The 15,757-nt window shown below is 67.7% G+C and carries 15 protein-coding genes; 13 read left to right on the top strand and 2 right to left on the bottom strand.

Annotation, left to right across the window (positions count from 1 at the left end; translation table 11 throughout):
- Positions 1–2: 2 nt before the first annotated feature.
- From FHT32_RS04265 to FHT32_RS04225, 9 genes are all read left to right on the top strand, one after another.
- Positions 3–1,010 carry a hydroxyquinol 1,2-dioxygenase gene (locus FHT32_RS04265; protein WP_176663369.1) on the top strand — a complete coding sequence of 336 codons (1,008 nt, stop codon included), beginning with the start codon at positions 3–5 and terminating at the stop codon, positions 1,008–1,010.
- Between the two features lie 134 nt (positions 1,011–1,144).
- Positions 1,145–2,608, top strand: a complete 1,464-nt coding sequence (locus FHT32_RS04260) for an aldehyde dehydrogenase family protein (RefSeq protein ID WP_176663612.1) — start codon at positions 1,145–1,147, stop codon at positions 2,606–2,608.
- A 66-nt stretch (positions 2,609–2,674) separates the two neighbouring features.
- On the top strand, positions 2,675–3,658 hold the full coding sequence (locus tag FHT32_RS04255) for a tripartite tricarboxylate transporter substrate binding protein (RefSeq protein ID WP_176663368.1): 984 nt from the start codon (positions 2,675–2,677) through the stop codon (positions 3,656–3,658).
- A gap of 50 nt (positions 3,659–3,708) precedes the next feature.
- Positions 3,709–4,962: an ABC transporter substrate-binding protein gene (locus tag FHT32_RS04250; RefSeq protein ID WP_176663367.1), complete on the top strand. Its 1,254-nt coding sequence runs from the start codon at positions 3,709–3,711 to the stop codon at positions 4,960–4,962.
- Position 4,963: 1 nt separating this feature from the next.
- Positions 4,964–5,683, top strand: coding sequence for an ABC transporter ATP-binding protein (locus FHT32_RS04245; protein ID WP_176663366.1), 720 nt, complete (start codon positions 4,964–4,966; stop codon positions 5,681–5,683).
- Between the two features lie 76 nt (positions 5,684–5,759).
- Complete coding sequence (locus FHT32_RS04240) at positions 5,760–6,488, top strand: ABC transporter ATP-binding protein (protein ID WP_176663365.1); 729 nt, start codon at positions 5,760–5,762, stop codon at positions 6,486–6,488.
- Positions 6,481–7,344 carry a branched-chain amino acid ABC transporter permease gene (locus tag FHT32_RS04235; RefSeq protein ID WP_176663364.1) on the top strand — a complete coding sequence of 288 codons (864 nt, stop codon included), beginning with the start codon at positions 6,481–6,483 and terminating at the stop codon, positions 7,342–7,344. Before FHT32_RS04240 ends, FHT32_RS04235 begins: the two co-directional genes overlap by 8 nt.
- Entirely contained in the window at positions 7,341–8,381 is a 1,041-nt protein-coding gene (locus tag FHT32_RS04230) for a branched-chain amino acid ABC transporter permease (protein ID WP_176663363.1), read from the top strand. The genes FHT32_RS04235 and FHT32_RS04230 overlap by 4 nt, the downstream gene beginning before the upstream one ends.
- Before the next feature lie 99 nt (positions 8,382–8,480).
- Positions 8,481–9,494 carry a tripartite tricarboxylate transporter substrate binding protein gene (locus tag FHT32_RS04225; RefSeq protein WP_176663362.1) on the top strand — a complete coding sequence of 338 codons (1,014 nt, stop codon included), beginning with the start codon at positions 8,481–8,483 and terminating at the stop codon, positions 9,492–9,494.
- A gap of 15 nt (positions 9,495–9,509) precedes the next feature.
- Here the strand turns inward: FHT32_RS04225 and FHT32_RS04220 are convergent, their stop codons facing one another.
- Positions 9,510–10,982 carry an esterase-like activity of phytase family protein gene (locus tag FHT32_RS04220; RefSeq protein ID WP_176663361.1) on the bottom strand — a complete coding sequence of 491 codons (1,473 nt, stop codon included), beginning with the start codon at positions 10,980–10,982 and terminating at the stop codon, positions 9,510–9,512.
- Between the two features lie 122 nt (positions 10,983–11,104).
- Positions 11,105–11,890 (bottom strand): IclR family transcriptional regulator C-terminal domain-containing protein, encoded by a 786-nt coding sequence (locus tag FHT32_RS04215; RefSeq protein WP_019656176.1) that lies wholly within the window; start codon positions 11,888–11,890, stop codon positions 11,105–11,107.
- A gap of 138 nt (positions 11,891–12,028) precedes the next feature.
- Here FHT32_RS04215 and FHT32_RS04210 point away from each other — a divergent pair, with 138 nt between their 5' ends.
- The 4 genes from FHT32_RS04210 to FHT32_RS04195 all read left to right on the top strand — a co-directional run bounded on the left by FHT32_RS04210 (position 12,029) and on the right by FHT32_RS04195 (position 15,750).
- On the top strand, positions 12,029–12,730 hold the full coding sequence (locus FHT32_RS04210; protein WP_019656175.1) for a 3-oxoacid CoA-transferase subunit A: 702 nt from the start codon (positions 12,029–12,031) through the stop codon (positions 12,728–12,730).
- Positions 12,727–13,380 (top strand): 3-oxoacid CoA-transferase subunit B, encoded by a 654-nt coding sequence (locus tag FHT32_RS04205; RefSeq protein ID WP_176663360.1) that lies wholly within the window; start codon positions 12,727–12,729, stop codon positions 13,378–13,380. Before FHT32_RS04210 ends, FHT32_RS04205 begins: the two co-directional genes overlap by 4 nt.
- 31 nt (positions 13,381–13,411) lie before the next feature.
- Complete coding sequence (pcaF, locus tag FHT32_RS04200; protein ID WP_176663359.1) at positions 13,412–14,617, top strand: 3-oxoadipyl-CoA thiolase; 1,206 nt, start codon at positions 13,412–13,414, stop codon at positions 14,615–14,617.
- Between the two features lie 128 nt (positions 14,618–14,745).
- Positions 14,746–15,750, top strand: a complete 1,005-nt coding sequence (locus tag FHT32_RS04195; RefSeq protein WP_176663358.1) for a tripartite tricarboxylate transporter substrate binding protein — start codon at positions 14,746–14,748, stop codon at positions 15,748–15,750.
- Positions 15,751–15,757 lie beyond the last annotated feature (7 nt).

Below are 15,757 nucleotides of genomic sequence, written 5' to 3'. Positions count from 1 at the left end.
CCATGAACGCACCCGCAGAACTCGCCAAGGTGATCGCGTCGCAGCCAGACGCCACGCTCGGCTACAAGGACTTCTCGCTCGGCAGCTTCAGCTTCCGCCGCGACGAATACTTCGTGCACATCGGCTGGAAGACCCGCGACGGCCGTCCCATGAGCCACACCATGGACGCCGGCAACTACCTGCGCGCGCTGATGCGCGACGTGGCCTGGGGCTTCTTCTACGGCTGGGTCAACTTCGACGACGTGTTCGGCACGGTCAACCACTACGAGTCGGTCGACCTGTACGCCGGCAGCTTCAACGGCACCATGAAGGAGGCCGGCATCGACCTGCTGGAGAACTTCCCGACAGCGCAGATCCGAGCCACCTTCGAGGCCATGCTCGACGACTGGACCAACGAGAGCTTCGACCCCTTTTCCGCGCCGCAGGAAACCGGCTCGCCCTACGGCCGCAAGAACGGCAACAACACCGCCAAGATCACCAGGGCGCGCGAGCTCGCCAAGCGCTGCGTGGGCCTGAAGGGCGACCTCGACCTGCGCAGCGACGAGCGCGGGGCACCCGTCAACCGCGCCTTCGCCGACGTGCCGCAGGGCCAGCCCGAGCTGCACCCCGAGCCCGGCTTCGAGAACGAGGTGCATGCCTTCAATCTCTTCGGCTTCCTGAGCCGTTCGCAGGTCACCTGGAACCCGAGCTTCACCTCGGTGGTGAAGCACAGCTACATGTGCCCGACAACCGAGGAGCACATCCTGCCGATCATCCACGGCAATGACCGCGTCGAGTGGTTCTTCCAGATGACCGACGAGATCCACTGGGACTGCGGCGACAAGAACACCGGCAGGCCGATGGCCCGCGTGATCATGAAGGCCGGCGACATGGCCGCCATGCCCGCCTACTGCCGCCACCAGGGCTTCAGCCCCAAGCGCTCGATGCTGCTGGTGTGGGAGAACGGGTCGCCGAGCCTGGTCTACGAGATCCAGAAGGGCGAGTCGCCCGAGATCCCGGTGCAGTTCTGAACTGACTTTCTCCCTCCCCCTCTGGGGGAGGGCAGGGGTGGGGGCTCTTCGAGCCCGCGCCCTCCTTGAAGAAGCCCCCACCCCAACCCTCCCCCAGCGGGGGAGGGAGAGGAACGCTCATGCCTATTTCTTCCATCCGCCACCAGCTCTTCATCGACGGCCGCTTCGTCGACGCCGAGTCCGGCGAGACCCTCGCCACGCTGAACCCGCACGACAACACGCCCATCGTCGACGTGGCGCTCGCCGGCAAGGCCGACGTCGACAAGGCCGTGGCCGCCGCGAAGCGCGCTTTTCCCAAGTGGAGCCGCATGGCCGCCGCCGACCGTGGCCGCATCCTGCTGAAGCTCGCCGACCTCATCGAGGCCAATGCCGAAGAACTCGCGCGCCTCGAATCGCTCGACACCGGCCACCCGATCCGCGACTCGCGCCGGCTCGACGTGCCGCGCACCGCAGCGTGCTTCCGCTACTTCGGCGGCATGGCCGACAAGTTCCAGGGCGAGACCATCCCGGTGGAGGAGGGTTTTCTCAACTACACGCTGCGCGAGCCCGTCGGCATCGTCGGGCAGGTGGTGCCGTGGAACTTCCCGCTGATGTTCACCAGCTGGAAGATGGCGCCCGCGCTCGCGGCCGGCAACTGCATCGTGATGAAGCCGGCGGAGATCACGCCGCTGAGTTCGCTTCGCATCGCCGAGCTGATGGCCGAGGCCGGCCTGCCGCCCGGCGTCGTCAACATGCTGCCGGGCCTGGGCAGCGTGGCGGGGCAGTACATCGCCGAGCACCCGGAGATCGCCAAGATCGCCTTCACCGGAAGCACCGCCACCGGCCGGCGCATCGTGCAGGCCAGCGCGGGCAACCTGAAGAAGGTGCAGCTCGAACTCGGCGGCAAGGGCCCGAACATCGTGTTCGAGGACGCGAACCTGCAGGCGGCCGTCAACGGCAGCGCGTGGGCCATCTTCCACAACCAGGGGCAGGCCTGCATCGCGGGCTCGCGGCTGATGCTGCACGAGAAGATCGCCGACGAATTCCTCGCGCAGTTCATCCCGCTCGCGAAGTCGATCCGCCTGGGCAATCCGCTCGACGACGCGACGGAGATGGGCCCGCTCACCAGCGCGCAGCACCGCGAGCGCGTGCTCAGCTACGTCGACGTGGCGCAGGGCGAGGGCGGCGAACTGCTCGCGGGCGGCAGGTCGCCCGGCGGTGATCTGGCGAAAGGCTGCTACGTCGAACCGACGGTGATGCGCGCCAGGTCGTACAAGGACCGCGTCGCGCAGGAAGAGGTGTTCGGCCCCTTCGTCACCGTGCTCACCTTCAAGTCCGACGAGGAGGCGATGCAGATCGCCAACGGCACCGACTACGGCCTGGGCAGCGGCCTGTGGACCCGCGACCTGCAGCGCGCCCACAAGGTGGCTCGCGACCTGCACGCCGGCATGGTGTGGATCAACAGCTACAAGCGCGTGAACCCCGGCTCGCCCTTCGGCGGCGTGGGCCAGAGCGGCTACGGCCGCGAGATGGGGTTCGATGCGATGCGCGAATACACGCAGGTCAAGAGCGTGTGGGTGAACGTCGACGCGCAGATACCGCCGCACTTCGTGCGCTGACGAAGCGGTCGATCAAGAAGAACAGAGAAGAGCAAGACCAAGACAGAGAACGAGGAGACAGAAGAGATGCCTTCGATCACCGCCCGCCTCGTCGCGAGCCTCGCCGCTGCCGGTGCGCTGTTCATCGCCGCCGCTTCGCCTGCCGCCGCGCAGGCCTGGCCCGCGAAGCCGGTGCGCGTCGTCATCGGCTTTCCGCCCGGCGGCATCGTCGACACGGTGGCGCGCCAGCTCCAGCCGCGCCTGCAGGCCGCGCTCGGCCAGCCGGTGATCGTCGACAACCGCGGCGGTGCCGGCGGCACGCTGGCGGCGGCCGAAGTGGCCAAGGCCGCGCCCGACGGCCACACGCTGCTGATGGTGTTCGACAGCTACGCCACCTATCCGCTGGTCTACCCCAAGCTCAGCTTCGACATCGCGCGCGACCTGCAGCCGGTGACGCAGATCGTCAGCAATCCGCTGGTGCTGCTGGTCAACCCGAAGGTGGACGCGCGCGACCTCAGGAGCTTCGTGAGCCTGCTCAAGTCGCAGCCCGGGCGCCTCAACTACGCGAGCGTCGGGCCGGGGTCGAGCAACCATCTCACGGCCGAATACTTCAAGGCGGTGAGCGGCACCTTCGTCACGCACATTCCCTACCGCGGCGGCGGCCCGGCGCAGCAGGACCTGCTCGGCGGGCAGGTCGAGATGATGTTCCTCTCCGCCGTGCTGGCGCAGCCGCACGTCAAGTCGGGCCGCCTGCGCGCGCTGGCCCAGACCGGCCTGCAGCGCGCGACCGCCTACCCCGACACGCCGACCGTCGCCGAGAGCGGCTATCCCGGCTTCGAAGTCAATTCATGGGTGGGCCTGCTGGCGCCCGCGGGAACGCCGCGCCCCGTGATCGACCGGCTCCAGGCCGAGGTGAAGAAGATCGTTGCCGACCCCGCCTTCGCCGCGCGCCTGCAGGAGCAGGGCCTGACGGGCATCGCTGGCACACCCGAGCAGTTCGCGGCGGTGCTGCGCACCGAGCAGGACAAGTGGGCCCGGCTGGTGCGAGAGCGCCAGCTGAGCCTGGAGTAGCAGTGGAAGCGACGCAGAGTCCGACGACAGGACGACAGAAGGAGACAAACATGGCAATCAATCGCAGGCAGTTCACGCAGGCCACGGCCGCGCTGGTGGCATCGGGCGCGGCACCGCTGGTGTTCGCGGCCGACACGCTGAAGATCGGCTACGTGTCGCCGCAGACCGGGCCGCTCGCGCCTTTCGGCGAGGCCGACAAGTGGGTCATCGACCAGATGAAGGCGGCCTTCAAGGACGGCATCACGGTCGGCGGCAAGAAGTACGCGGTGCAGATCGTGCTGAAGGACAGCCAGTCGAACCCCAACCGCGCAGGCGAGGTGGCGAACGACCTGATCCTGAAGGACAAGGTGGCGCTGGTGCTCACCGCAGGCACGCCCGAGACCGCCAATCCGGTGAGCGACGCCTGCGAGCTCAACGAGGTGCCCTGCATCTCCAGCGTGGTGCCGTGGCAGCCGTGGTTCTTCGGCCGCAAGGGCGATCCGGCCAAGGGCTTCAACTGGACTTACCACATGTTCTGGGGCCTGGAAGACGTCATCGCCAACTTCACCAACGGCTGGAAGACGCTCGCCACCAACAAGAAGGTGGGCGGCCTGTTTCCCAACGACGGCGACGGCAACGCGTGGGGCGACAAGGAGCTGGGCTTCCCCAAGCCGCTCTCGCAGATGGGCTTCACGCTCACCGACCCGGGCCGCTTCCAGAACGGCACGCAGGATTTCAGCGCGCAGATCGCGGCCTTCAAGAAGGACGGCGTGGAGATCGTCACCGGCGTGGTGATTCCGCCGGACGCAAAGACCTTCCTCACGCAGGCGCGGCAGCAGGGCTTCAAGCCCAAGGTCATCACGCTGGGCAAGGCGCTGCTGTTCCCCGGCGCCATCGAGGCGCTGGGCGACCTGGGCGATGGTCTTTCCACCGAGGTGTGGTGGAGCCCTTCGCATCCCTTCACCTCGAGCCTCACGCAGCAGAGCGCGAAGGCGCTGGCCGAGGCCTACGAGACCGGCACGAAGAAGCAGTGGACGCAGCCCATCGGCTTCGCGCATGCGCTGTTCGAAGTGGCGGCGAATGCGCTGGGGCGCGCCAAGTCGCTGAAGGCTTCGGACGTGCGCGACGCGGTGGCGTCGACCTCCATCAACTCGGTGGTCGGCCCGGTGAGGTGGGGCGGCCAGGGGCCGTTCAAGAACGTCAGCAAGACGCCGCTGGTGCTGGGCCAGTGGGGCAAGGGCACCAAGTACAAGGTGGAGCTGACCATCGTGAACAACGAGGCAGCCACGAACATTCCCGCTGGCGGCAAGCTGCGCTTGCTCTGACATGACGCTGCTGGCACTGCATGCCGTGAGCAAGTCCTACGGCGCGCTCAAGGTCACCGACGGCATCACGCTCGCGGTGGCCGAGGGCGAGACGCTGGGCATCCTCGGGCCCAACGGCGCGGGCAAGACGACGCTCTTCAACCTGATCTCGGGCGACGTGCGCGTCGACGCCGGACGCGTGGAATACGCCGGCCGCGACGTGACGCGGCTGAAGCCCCACCAGCGCTGCCACGCCGGCATCGGCCGCAGCTACCAGGTGCCGCAGCCCTTCGGCAACATGAGCGTGTTCGAGAACCTCGTGACGGCTGCCTGCTTCGGCGGGCAACAGACCGAGCGCGATGCCTGGCACACCGCGCAGGAGGTGCTGGAACAGACGGGCCTGATGGCGCATGCCAACAAGCCTGCGGGCGGCCTGACCCTGCTCGACCGCAAGCGACTGGAACTGGCGCGCGCGCTGGCCACGCGGCCCAAGCTGCTGCTGCTCGACGAGATCGCGGGCGGCCTCACGGAGCCCGAGGCCGCCGTGCTGGTCGGCGAACTCAAGCGCATCAAGGCGCGCGGCATGACGATGATCTGGATCGAGCACGTGGTGCATGCGCTGCTGTCGCTGGCGGACCGGCTGTTCGTCATCAACTTCGGGCAGAAGCTGGCGGAAGGGGCGCCGCGGGCGGTGATGGGGGATCCGGAGGTGAGGCGGGTCTACATGGGGATGGAGGCATGAGCGCAAACGCCTGTCTTCGGACTTGTTCCCTCTCCCGCAAGCGGGAGAGGGGGCAAGACCCGAGGGAGCAAACACCATGAACACGCTGCTCACGACCCACGCCCTCAAGGCCTTCTACGGCGACGCCCAGGCCCTCTTCGGCATCGACTTCTCTCTGGAGCGCGGCGAGCTGGTGGCCATCATCGGCGCCAACGGCGCGGGCAAGACGACCTTCCTCAAGAGCCTCACCGGCCTGGTGCGCGCGCCGCTCGATGCGATCCGCTTCAAGGGCGAACCCATCGGCGGCCTGCCGCCGGGCGACATCGTGCGCCGCGGGCTCGCCATGGTGCCCGAGGGCCGCCGGCTCTTTCCGAGCCTCAGCGTCGAGGAGAACCTGTTGATGGGCGCCACGCCGTCGCGCAAGGGGCCCTGGAACCTGCAGCGGCTGTACGCGCTCTTTCCCATCCTCGCCGAGAAGCGCGGCCAGCCGGGCACCTCGCTCTCCGGCGGGCAGCAGCAGATGGTCGCGCTCGGCCGCGCGCTCATGAGCAACCCCGAGGTGCTGCTGTGCGACGAGCTCTCGCTGGGGCTCGCGCCCATCGTCATCCGGGAGATCTACGCCGCCATGCCAGCGATCACGGCGGAGGGCATGACGGTGGTCATCGTCGAGCAGGACGTGACCATGGCGCGGCAGGTTTCGCAGCGCGTCTACTGCTTCCAGGAGGGCCGCGTGTCGCTCGAAGGGCGCTCGGCCGAACTCACGCGCGAGCAGATCTCGCAGGCCTACTTCGGCCTCTCCGAGGCCTCGGAGGCGGCCCATGCTTGAGACCCTCGTCCAGGGCCTGCTGCTCGGCGGCCTCTACACGCTCTTCGCGCTGGGCCAGTCGCTGATGTTCGGCGTGATGCGGCTGACCAATACGGCGCAAGGCGACTTCATCATCCTCGGCGCGTTCGCGGTCATCGCGGGCATGTCGCTGACGGGCGGCGAAGCGCCATGGCTGGTGGCGCTCGCGGTGCTGCCGGTGGCCTTCGGCTTCGGCTATGTGCTGCAGCGCTTCGTGCTCAACGGCACGCTCGGCAAGGACCCGCTGCCCTCGCTGGTCGTCACCTTCGGCCTGTCGATCGTGATCCAGAACCTGCTGCTCGAATTGTTCTCGGCCGATCCGCGCGCCATCGAGACGGGCGGGCTCAGCACGCAGGGCATCGCGCTGGGCGACGCGATGTCGCTGGGCGTGCTGCCGCTGGTCGTGCTGGCCGTCGCGCTCGCGGCGACGGGCGCGCTGCAGTGGCTCTTCGCGCGCACGGCGCTGGGGCGGTCGTTTCGCGCGGTGTCGGACGACCGCGAGATCGCCGAGCTGATGGGGCTGAACGCGAAGAAGGTCTACGCGCTCGCGACCGCCATCGCCTTCGTGCTGATCGCCATCGCCGGCGCGCTGCAGGGCATGCGCACGACGGTGTCGCCTTCGGACGGGCCGCTGCTGCTGCTCTTCGCCTTCGAGGCGGTGATCATCGGCGGCATGGGCTCCTTCTGGGGCACGCTGGCGGGTGCGATGATCCTCGGCGTCACCCAGCAGATCGGCTTCAGGCTGGACCCGGGCTGGGGCATCTGGTTCGGGCACATCGTGTTCCTCGCCGTGCTGGTGCTGCGGCCGCAGGGGCTCTTTCCAAGGACGCGCGGATGACCAGCATGCCTCCTTCCATCGTCGCGGTCGAACGCGCGACGGCCGCGAGCCGCGCGGCGCTGTTCGCCGGCATCGCCATCGTTCTCGTCGCGGCGAGCCTGCCGTTCTGGGGCGAGTCGAGCTGGATGCGCGAGTTCGTCGAGATCGCCTGCTACTTCATCTTCGCGATGATGTGGAACCTGCTCGCCGGCTACGGCGGCATGGTGAGCATCGGACAGCAGGCCTTCTTCGGCTTCGGCGGCTACGTGATGCTGATGCTCGGCAACTTCGCGGGCGTGAACCCCTTCGTGGCGATACCGATGGGCGCGCTGGCCGCGGGGCTGGTGGCGGTGCCCGTGTCCTTCGTCGCGTTCCGGCTGTCGGGCGGCTACTTCGCCATCGGCACCTGGGTCATCGCGGAGGTGTTCAGGCTGAGCTTCGCCAACGCGTCTGTGGTGGGCGGCGGCTCGGGCACCACGCTGACCGCGCTGCGCGGCATCGACAAGGCGACGCGCGAGAGCACCACCTACTGGATGGCGCTGGCTTGCGTGGTCGCGGCGATCGTGCTGGTGTATTTGTTCCTTCGCAGCAAGCGCGGCCTGGCGTTGCTGGCGATACGCGACAACGAGGTGGCCGCCGAGTCGCAGGGCATTCCGGTGGCGCGCATGAAGCTCGCGGTGTACGTGGTCGCGGCCTTCGGCGCGGGGCTCGCGGGGGCGCTGTACTTCGTGGGCAACCTGCGCATCAGTCCCGATGCGGCTTTCAGCGTCAACTGGACGGCCTTCGCCATCTTCATGGTGGTCATCGGCGGCATCGGGCGCATCGAGGGGCCGCTGGTGGGCGCGCTCATCTTCTGGGCGCTGAACAAGTTCCTGAGCGACTACGGCACCTGGTACCTGCTGGGGCTGGGGCTGCTCGCGATCCTCGTCACGCTGTTCTTCAAGCAGGGGCTGTGGGGATTCGCGCAGCAGCGCTGGGGCTGGTCGTTGTTCCCCACGCAGCGAAAACTGCTGGGAACATCGGCTGGAAATACTACTTTCCTACACCAGAGACCCTGACGGGAAGGCACTTCGGACTTGCGAAAAGCATCGTCGTCCTGTAACGTTGTGTAAACACAATGTAATCAGTTCCCGTTCTCTTCACTCTCTGGAGTCATCTTGACGATCACCAAACGCCGCCTGCTCGAAGGCGGCGCGGCAGCCATTGCCGCTTCGCTGCTTGCGAAGACTTCGTGGGCCCAGCAGCAACGCAACAGCGGCACCGCCGACGCGGCCTGGCCGACCAAGCCCGTCCACATCCTCGTGGGCTTTCCCGCAGGCGCATCGCCCGACCTCGCGGCGCGCGCCATCGCGGAGCCGCTGTCGAAGATCCTGCGCCAGCCGGTGGTCGTCGAGAACAAGCCCGGCGCCAGCGGCAACACTGTGGCCGACCAGGTGGCGAAGGCCACCGACGACCACACCATCGGCGCGCTCATCAACGGCAACCTGACGATCGCGAAGCTGCTCAATCCGTCGCTGCCCTTCGACCCGGAGAAGGACTTCGCGCCGGTCGGCCTGATCGGCACCGCGCCGCTGGTGCTGGCCGTGTCGGGCAGCGCCGCGGGCAAGACCTCGGCCGAGCAGCTGCTGTGGGTGCGCAACCTCGGCAGCGGCGCCAAGTACGGCACGCCGGGCGTGGGCACCGTGGGCCACCTGGGCATGGAGCTCATCAAGAGCCGCGCGGCCATCACCGCGCAGCACAAGCCCTACACCGGCAATCCGCAGGTCATCGCTGGCCTGCTGGCCAACGAGATCCAGCTGTCGCTGCTGCCGCCGGGCCTCGCGCTGCCGCACATCAAGTCGGGAAAGATCAAGGCCATCGGCGTGACCTCGCCCGAGCGCAGCCCGCTGGCGGGCGAGCTGCCCACCATCCGCGACGCCGACGTGCGCGGAGCCGACCTCGAGATCTGGACCGCGCTGGCTGCGCCTGCGAGCATGAAACCGGCGGCCATCGCCAAGCTCAATGCGGCGCTGGTCGAAGTCATCAGCTCGCCCGACGTGAGCCAGGCGCTGCTGAAGACGGGCTGGCAGGCCCAGCCCGGCTCGCCCGACACGCTGGCCAAGCGCATGCGCGCCGACACCACGCGCCTGGGCGGCGTGATCATCATGAAGGGGATCCACTCGGAGGGCTGATGCCTTCTGGGCTCTTCAGGTCTTTGGCGTGCCGCGCTTGAAGAGCGGCTGCTCGAAGCGGATCGTGATGATCTCGGTGTCGTCCGGCTTGCCGGGCACGCGGCCGTCTTCCGTCGGATAGTTGGTGTCGATCGCGACGGCGAGCGTGTAGTCGTCCACCACCTCGACGCTCTCGATCGAGTCGAAGGGCATGCTGAACTTGCCGTTCGCGACGTTGGCCAGCGGGCCGCCGATGTCGTCCGGGTCGGAGATGTTCAGCAGGTCGACCAGCAGCGTCTTCCTGAGCACGCCGTCGGCGTCCTTCACGTCGAGGTCGACCATGTAGAGGCGCTTGACCACGGCCTTGGAGCCGTAGAGGCTGTCGCGCTCGATCAGCACGAACCTGTTGCCCCCGATGTTGGTCATGTCGCCGATGACGATCTGGTTGTCCTTGGCGGGGCCGTCCTTCCTGTAGACCGGGTTCTTGCCGGTGTAGAGCATCGAGGCGGGATCGAACTCGAAGAAGTTCAGGTAGCGCTCGTCGTCGGCCACCGGGCGAAGCGATGCCAGCGAAGGCGCCGCTTCGGGCACCGCGTAGAGGCGGGTCTTGTCGGCGTTGAAGGCGAGGCTCTCGAAGCCGCGGCTGGAGAGCGAAGTCGCGGTGGCGCCCTCGTTCATCACCAGTGGGTTGGACGGGCTGCGCAGGAAGGGATGCGGCACCGGGTCGCTCATCAGCGTGCCGTCCTTGTCGAAGTGCAGGATGTAGGGGCCGAACTCCTCGCCCACGAAGTACGTGCCGTCCTTCGCGCGGGCGATCGACTCGACGTCGAGATCGAAGCCCGTCAGCAGCCTGCCGCTGACGATGCGCGGGTCCACGGGCTTGCCGCTGTCGACGAGGTTGTTGCCCGAGACTGTCTGGTAGTTGGCGAAGTCGGCGGTGATCTTCAGGTCCACGCCCTTGCCGTCCTTCAGGTAGCCCTTGGCGTCGTTGAACGCCACATGGCTGTTGACCTTCACGGTGCCGGGCACGGTCGTTCCGTTCGACGCGGTGCGGAAATCGATGCTCACGTTGTAGAAGCCGACCACGAAGTCGCCGGAGTTGCTCTTGCTGCCGTAGCCGTTGTCGGGCATGGCGGTCCAGGTGCCGTCGTCGTTCTTCAGCAGCGCCGAGAACCCGGGCAGCGGCTGGCCGTCGACGAAGGGCGGCGTCACGCCGAGCGCGGCGGTGATGAACTGGCCGGTCGTCGGCCCGGGCTGGCGGAACGTGGCGGGCAGCGAGGCCCAGCCGGTGAGCTTGTGCGGCAGGCCCGCGGAAGGATCCGGCGACGGCTGGGGAGCGGGAGCAGGGGCGGGCGCGGGAGCAGGCGAAGGAGCAGGCGTGCCCGCCACGGGCGGAAGGACGATGCCGTTTCCGTTGCCGCCGCCCCCGCATGCGGTGAGGACTGCGGATGCAACGGCCGCGATTGCAATATGGCGCGGCAGGCTGAGCGAGATGAAACGACTGGACATGATCGGACCCTCCGGTGTTGTTGTGAGGGGTGCAATCTAGGAAGTCGATGTGACCTGTCCGTGAATGTCCTTTCGCCTTTCGCTCTCGTCTTTCGTTTTTGTTCAGTGCGGATCGGCCGTGATCAGAGCATCCGCGAGACCCGGTCCGCCGCTTCGCGCAGCGCGGGCAGCATGGTCTCCTGCATCGCCTTCGCGCTGGTGCGGTTCGCCTGGCCACTGATGTTGAGCGCTGCCACCATGCGGCCCTGCCGGTCGACCACGGGCGCGGCCACCGAGATCAGGCCTTCCTCGAGTTCCTGGTTCACCAGGCACCACTGCTGCTTGCGCGCCTGCGCGACCTTGGCCATGAGCGCGTCGATGTCGGTGATGGTGTGCCTGGTCAGCGCCTCGATGTTCGAGGCTTCGAGCCGCGCGCGCACTTCGTCGTCGTCGAGGTCCGCCAGCAGCAGCCGGCCCAGCGACGTGCAGTAGGCCGGCAGGCGCGAGCCCACGCCCAGGTTGATGTGCATGATCTTCTTGGTCGGCACGCGCAGCACGTAGACGATGTCGGTGGCATCGAGCACGGCGGCGGAGCACGACTCCTGCACCTGCTGCACCAGCGCCTCCATCACCGGCTCGGCGCGGTTCCAGATCGGCATCGACGAGAGATACGCGAAGCCCAGGTCGAGGATGCGCGGCGTGAGCGTGAAGAGCTTGCCGTCGGTCACCACGTAGCCCAGCGTCTGCAGCGTGAGCAGGATGCGCCGCGCCCCCGCGCGCGTCAGCCCGCTGCCGGCGGCCACCTCGCTGAGCGTCTGGTGCGGCGCATTGGCGCTGAACGAGCGGATCACCTGCAGGCCGCGCGCGAAGGACTGCACGTAGCTGTCGCCGGGGGCCGGTGTCTCGGGTTGTGACGCGTGGGTTGCCATGGTTCGTCTTCCTCTCTAGAATTCATTATACGAACAAATGTTCTTTAGACGAACAAATCGGCGGTTCGCAGAATCGGTCGGCGCGTTCAGGCGGATTCGTTTCTTCGTTCCCTTTCCTCACTTCCGGAGACAGGCTTCATGATCAACAAGATCGCGCGCTCGGTCGCCGATGCCCTCGCTGGCATCCCCGACGGCGCCACGGTTCTCATCGGCGGTTTCGGCACCGCCGGCATTCCCAACGAGCTCATCGACGGCCTCGTCGAGCAGGGCGCCAAGGACCTCACGGTCGTCAACAACAACGCGGGCAACGGCGAGACCGGCCTCGCAGCGCTGCTGAAGGCCGGGCGCGTGCGCAAGATCATCTGCAGCTTCCCGCGCCAGGCCGACAGCCAGGTGTTCGACGGGCTCTACCGCAGCGGCAAGATCGAGCTCGAACTCGTGCCCCAGGGCAACCTGGCCGAGCGCATCCGCGCCGCGGGCGCCGGCATCGGCGCCTTCTTCTGCCCCACGGGCTACGGCACGCAGCTGGCCGGCAACCGCGAGACCCGCGAGATCGACGGCAAGCAGTACGTGCTCGAGTACCCCATCCACGGCGACGTGGCGCTCATCAAGGCGGAGCGCGGCGACCGCTGGGGCAACCTGGTCTACCGCAAGGCGGCGCGCAACTTCGGCCCGGTGATGGCCATGGCCGCGAAGAAGACCATCGCCACCGTGCACGACATCGCCGAGCTCGGCACCCTCGACCCCGAGACCATCGTCACCCCCGGCATCTTCGTGCACCAGGTGGTGCGCATCGAACGCGTGGCCACCCAGGCCGGCGGCTTCAAGAAGGCAGCATGACCATGAGCACGAACTACACACGCCGCACCAAGGACCAGCTCGCCGCCCGCGTGGCGCAGGACATCTTCGACGGGGCAGTCGTCAACCTCGGCATCGGCCAGCCCACGCTGGTGGCCAACCATCTGCCCCAGGGCCGCGAGGTCATCCTGCAGAGCGAGAACGGCATCCTCGGCATGGGCCCCGCGCCCGAGGCCGGCGAGGAAGACTACGACCTCATCAACGCAGGCAAGCAGCCCGTCACGCTGCTGCCGGGCGGCTCGTTCTTCCATCACTCCGACAGCTTCGCGATGATGCGCGGCGGCCACCTCGACATCTGCGTGCTCGGCGCGTTCCAGGTGTCGGCCACCGGCGACCTCGCCAACTGGCACACCGGCGAGAAGGACGCGATTCCCGCCGTCGGCGGCGCGATGGATCTCGCCATCGGCGCCAAGCAGACCTGGGTCATGATGGACCTGCTCACCAAACAGGGCGTGAGCAAGCTGGTGAAGGAATGCACCTATCCGCTGACCGGCATCGGCTGCGTCAAGCGCGTGTACTCCGACCTCGCCACGCTCGAATGCACGCCGCAGGGCCTGAAGCTCGTCGACCTCGTCGACGGCCTGAGCCGCGAAGAACTCGAGAAGCTCGTCGGACTCCCGATCGCAGCCTGACCCCCTTCCAAGCCATCAAAGAGAGACAGACATGACCAACCAAGCCTTCATCTGCGACGCCGTTCGCACTCCCTTCGGCCGCTACGGCGGCTCGCTCAGCAGCGTGCGCGCCGACGACCTCGGCGCGGTGCCGCTGAAGGCGCTGATGGAGCGCAACAAGAACGTCGACTGGCAGGCCGTGAGCGACGTGCTCTACGGCTGCGCCAACCAGGCCGGCGAGGACAACCGCAACGTCGCGCGCATGTCGGCGCTGCTGGCGGGCCTGCCGCTCGAACTCGGCGGCGCCACCATCAACCGCCTGTGCGGTTCGGGCCTCGATGCCGTGGGCACCGCCGCGCGCGCCATCCGCGCCGGCGAAGCGGGGCTGATGATCGCCGGCGGCGTCGAGAGCATGAGCCGCGCGCCCTTCGTCATGCCCAAGGCCGAAAGCGCCTTCAGCCGCAACAACGCGGTGTACGACACCACCATCGGCTGGCGCTTCGTCAACAAGCTCATGAAGGCGCAGTACGGCGTCGACTCCATGCCCGAGACGGCCGAGAACGTGGCCACCGACTACAAGATCGAGCGCGAGGCGCAGGACCTGATGGCGCTCAACTCGCAGCTGCGCGCCGTGGCCTCGCAGAAGTCGGGCTTCTTCGACGCCGAGATCGTGCCCGTGACCGTGCCGCAGAAGAAGGGCGACCCCATCGTCGTCAACAAGGACGAGCATCCGCGCGAAACCAGCCTCGAATCGCTGGCCAAGCTCAAGGGCGTGGTGCGCCCCGACGGCACCGTCACTGCCGGCAATGCCAGCGGCGTGAACGACGGCGCCTGCGCGCTGCTGCTGGCCGACGAAGCCAGCGCTGCAAAGCACGGCCTCACGCCGCGCGCACGCGTGGTCGGCATGGCCACCGCCGGCGTCGCACCGCGCGTGATGGGCATCGGCCCCGCGCCCGCCACGCAGAAGGTGCTGGCGCTCACCGGCCTGAAGCTCGACCAGATCGACGTCATCGAACTCAACGAAGCCTTCGCCGCGCAGGGCCTCGCCGTGCTGCGCCTGCTGGGCCTGAAGGACGACGACGCGCGCGTCAACATCAACGGCGGCGCCATCGCGCTGGGCCATCCGCTGGGCGCCAGCGGCGCGCGCCTGGCCACCACCGCGGTCAACCAGCTCCACAAGGGCGGCGGCCGCTACGCGCTTTGCACGATGTGCATCGGCGTGGGGCAGGGCATCGCGGTGATCCTCGAACGCGTCTGACGACCGGACCGCGGCAAAACGAAGAACAACCAGAGAAGCAAGAAGACAAGGCCATCGGCAGCCGCGGCAACAGCGGCCCGATGGCATTTTTTCAACCCAAGAAGACAGAGAGAAAGAAGGATCAGAGGATGAACCACACGTCGACGAAGACAACGCGCCGTGGCGCCGGCATTGCCGCGCTCGCACTGGCCGCCGTGGCGCTGCTGCCCGCAGCCGCTCCTGCGCAGCAGGCCTTTCCCAGCAAACCCGTGCGGATCATCACGCCGTTCCCCGTGGGCGGCGGCCCCGACGGCGTGGCGCGCCTGGTGGCGGACAAGCTCTCGCGCGCCTGGGGACAGCCCGTGGTGGTCGAGAACCGCCCCGGCGGCAACGGCTTCATTGCCATCGATGCCTTCAAGCGCGGCGCGAAGGACGGCCACGACATCATCGTGCTCGACAACGTGCACCTCGCCGCATACCCGGCGCTCTTCAAGAAGCTGCCCTACGACACGAACAAGGACTTCGACGCGCTGCTGCCGCTGTTCAAGACCTACTTCTTCTTCACCGTCGCCACCAACAGCAAGTACAAGACCATCGGCGATCTGATCGCCGACGCCAAGGCGAATCCGGGCAAGCTGGACTACGGCTCGTGGTCCGTGGGCAACCCGGTGCACCTGGGCTCGGAGCTCTTCGAGTCGGCCACCGGCACGCAGATGGAGCACATCGTCTACAAGGAAACCACGCAGCTGTACACCTCGGTGGCGACAGGCGAACTGGCCTTCGCGCTGGGCAGCAGCGCCACCGCCGGCCCGCTGCAGCGCGCGAACAAGCTGCGCTTCCTGGCGGCCGCGGCGCCGCAGCGCGTGGCCGCCTTCCCCGACGTGCCGACGGTCGGTGAATCGGGCGGCCCGAAGGGCTTCGAGGTCATCGGCTGGAACGCCATCGCCGTGCCCAAGGGACTGCCCGCCTCGGTCACCGAGAAGATCAAGCGCGACATCGAGAAGGGCCTGGCCGAGCCCGACGTGCTGGAGAAGTTCAAGAGCTTCGGCTACGAGCCCTTCCCGACCACGCGCCCTCAGTTCGACGAGTTCGTGGCGAGCGAGACCAAGCGCTTCACCGACGTGATCCGCAAGGCGAACATTTCACTCGACTGATCGAACC

The sequence above is a fragment of the Variovorax sp. SG517 genome (assembly GCF_013376045.1).
In the GTDB taxonomy this organism is placed as follows: Bacteria; Pseudomonadota; Gammaproteobacteria; order Burkholderiales; family Burkholderiaceae_C; genus Variovorax.
Note: the sequence above shows the minus strand (reverse complement) of the source record. Positions and strands in the feature narration are given on the sequence as shown.

What these genes read in the sequence shown, in the direction of transcription:
- FHT32_RS04265 (WP_176663369.1), top strand. Translation starts at nt 3, where the DNA reads ATGAACGCACCCGCAGAACTCGCCAAGGTGATCGCGTCGCAGCCAGAC.
- FHT32_RS04255 (WP_176663368.1), top strand. Translation starts at nt 2,675, where the DNA reads ATGCCTTCGATCACCGCCCGCCTCGTCGCGAGCCTCGCCGCTGCCGGT.
- FHT32_RS04250 (WP_176663367.1), top strand. Translation starts at nt 3,709, where the DNA reads ATGGCAATCAATCGCAGGCAGTTCACGCAGGCCACGGCCGCGCTGGTG.
- FHT32_RS04245 (WP_176663366.1), top strand. Translation starts at nt 4,964, where the DNA reads ATGACGCTGCTGGCACTGCATGCCGTGAGCAAGTCCTACGGCGCGCTC.
- FHT32_RS04240 (WP_176663365.1), top strand. Translation starts at nt 5,760, where the DNA reads ATGAACACGCTGCTCACGACCCACGCCCTCAAGGCCTTCTACGGCGAC.
- FHT32_RS04235 (WP_176663364.1), top strand. Translation starts at nt 6,481, where the DNA reads ATGCTTGAGACCCTCGTCCAGGGCCTGCTGCTCGGCGGCCTCTACACG.
- FHT32_RS04230 (WP_176663363.1), top strand. Translation starts at nt 7,341, where the DNA reads ATGACCAGCATGCCTCCTTCCATCGTCGCGGTCGAACGCGCGACGGCC.
- FHT32_RS04220 (WP_176663361.1), bottom strand. Translation starts at nt 10,982, where the DNA reads ATGTCCAGTCGTTTCATCTCGCTCAGCCTGCCGCGCCATATTGCAATC.
- FHT32_RS04215 (WP_019656176.1), bottom strand. Translation starts at nt 11,890, where the DNA reads ATGGCAACCCACGCGTCACAACCCGAGACACCGGCCCCCGGCGACAGC.
- FHT32_RS04210 (WP_019656175.1), top strand. Translation starts at nt 12,029, where the DNA reads ATGATCAACAAGATCGCGCGCTCGGTCGCCGATGCCCTCGCTGGCATC.
- FHT32_RS04205 (WP_176663360.1), top strand. Translation starts at nt 12,727, where the DNA reads ATGACCATGAGCACGAACTACACACGCCGCACCAAGGACCAGCTCGCC.
- pcaF (WP_176663359.1), top strand. Translation starts at nt 13,412, where the DNA reads ATGACCAACCAAGCCTTCATCTGCGACGCCGTTCGCACTCCCTTCGGC.
- FHT32_RS04195 (WP_176663358.1), top strand. Translation starts at nt 14,746, where the DNA reads ATGAACCACACGTCGACGAAGACAACGCGCCGTGGCGCCGGCATTGCC.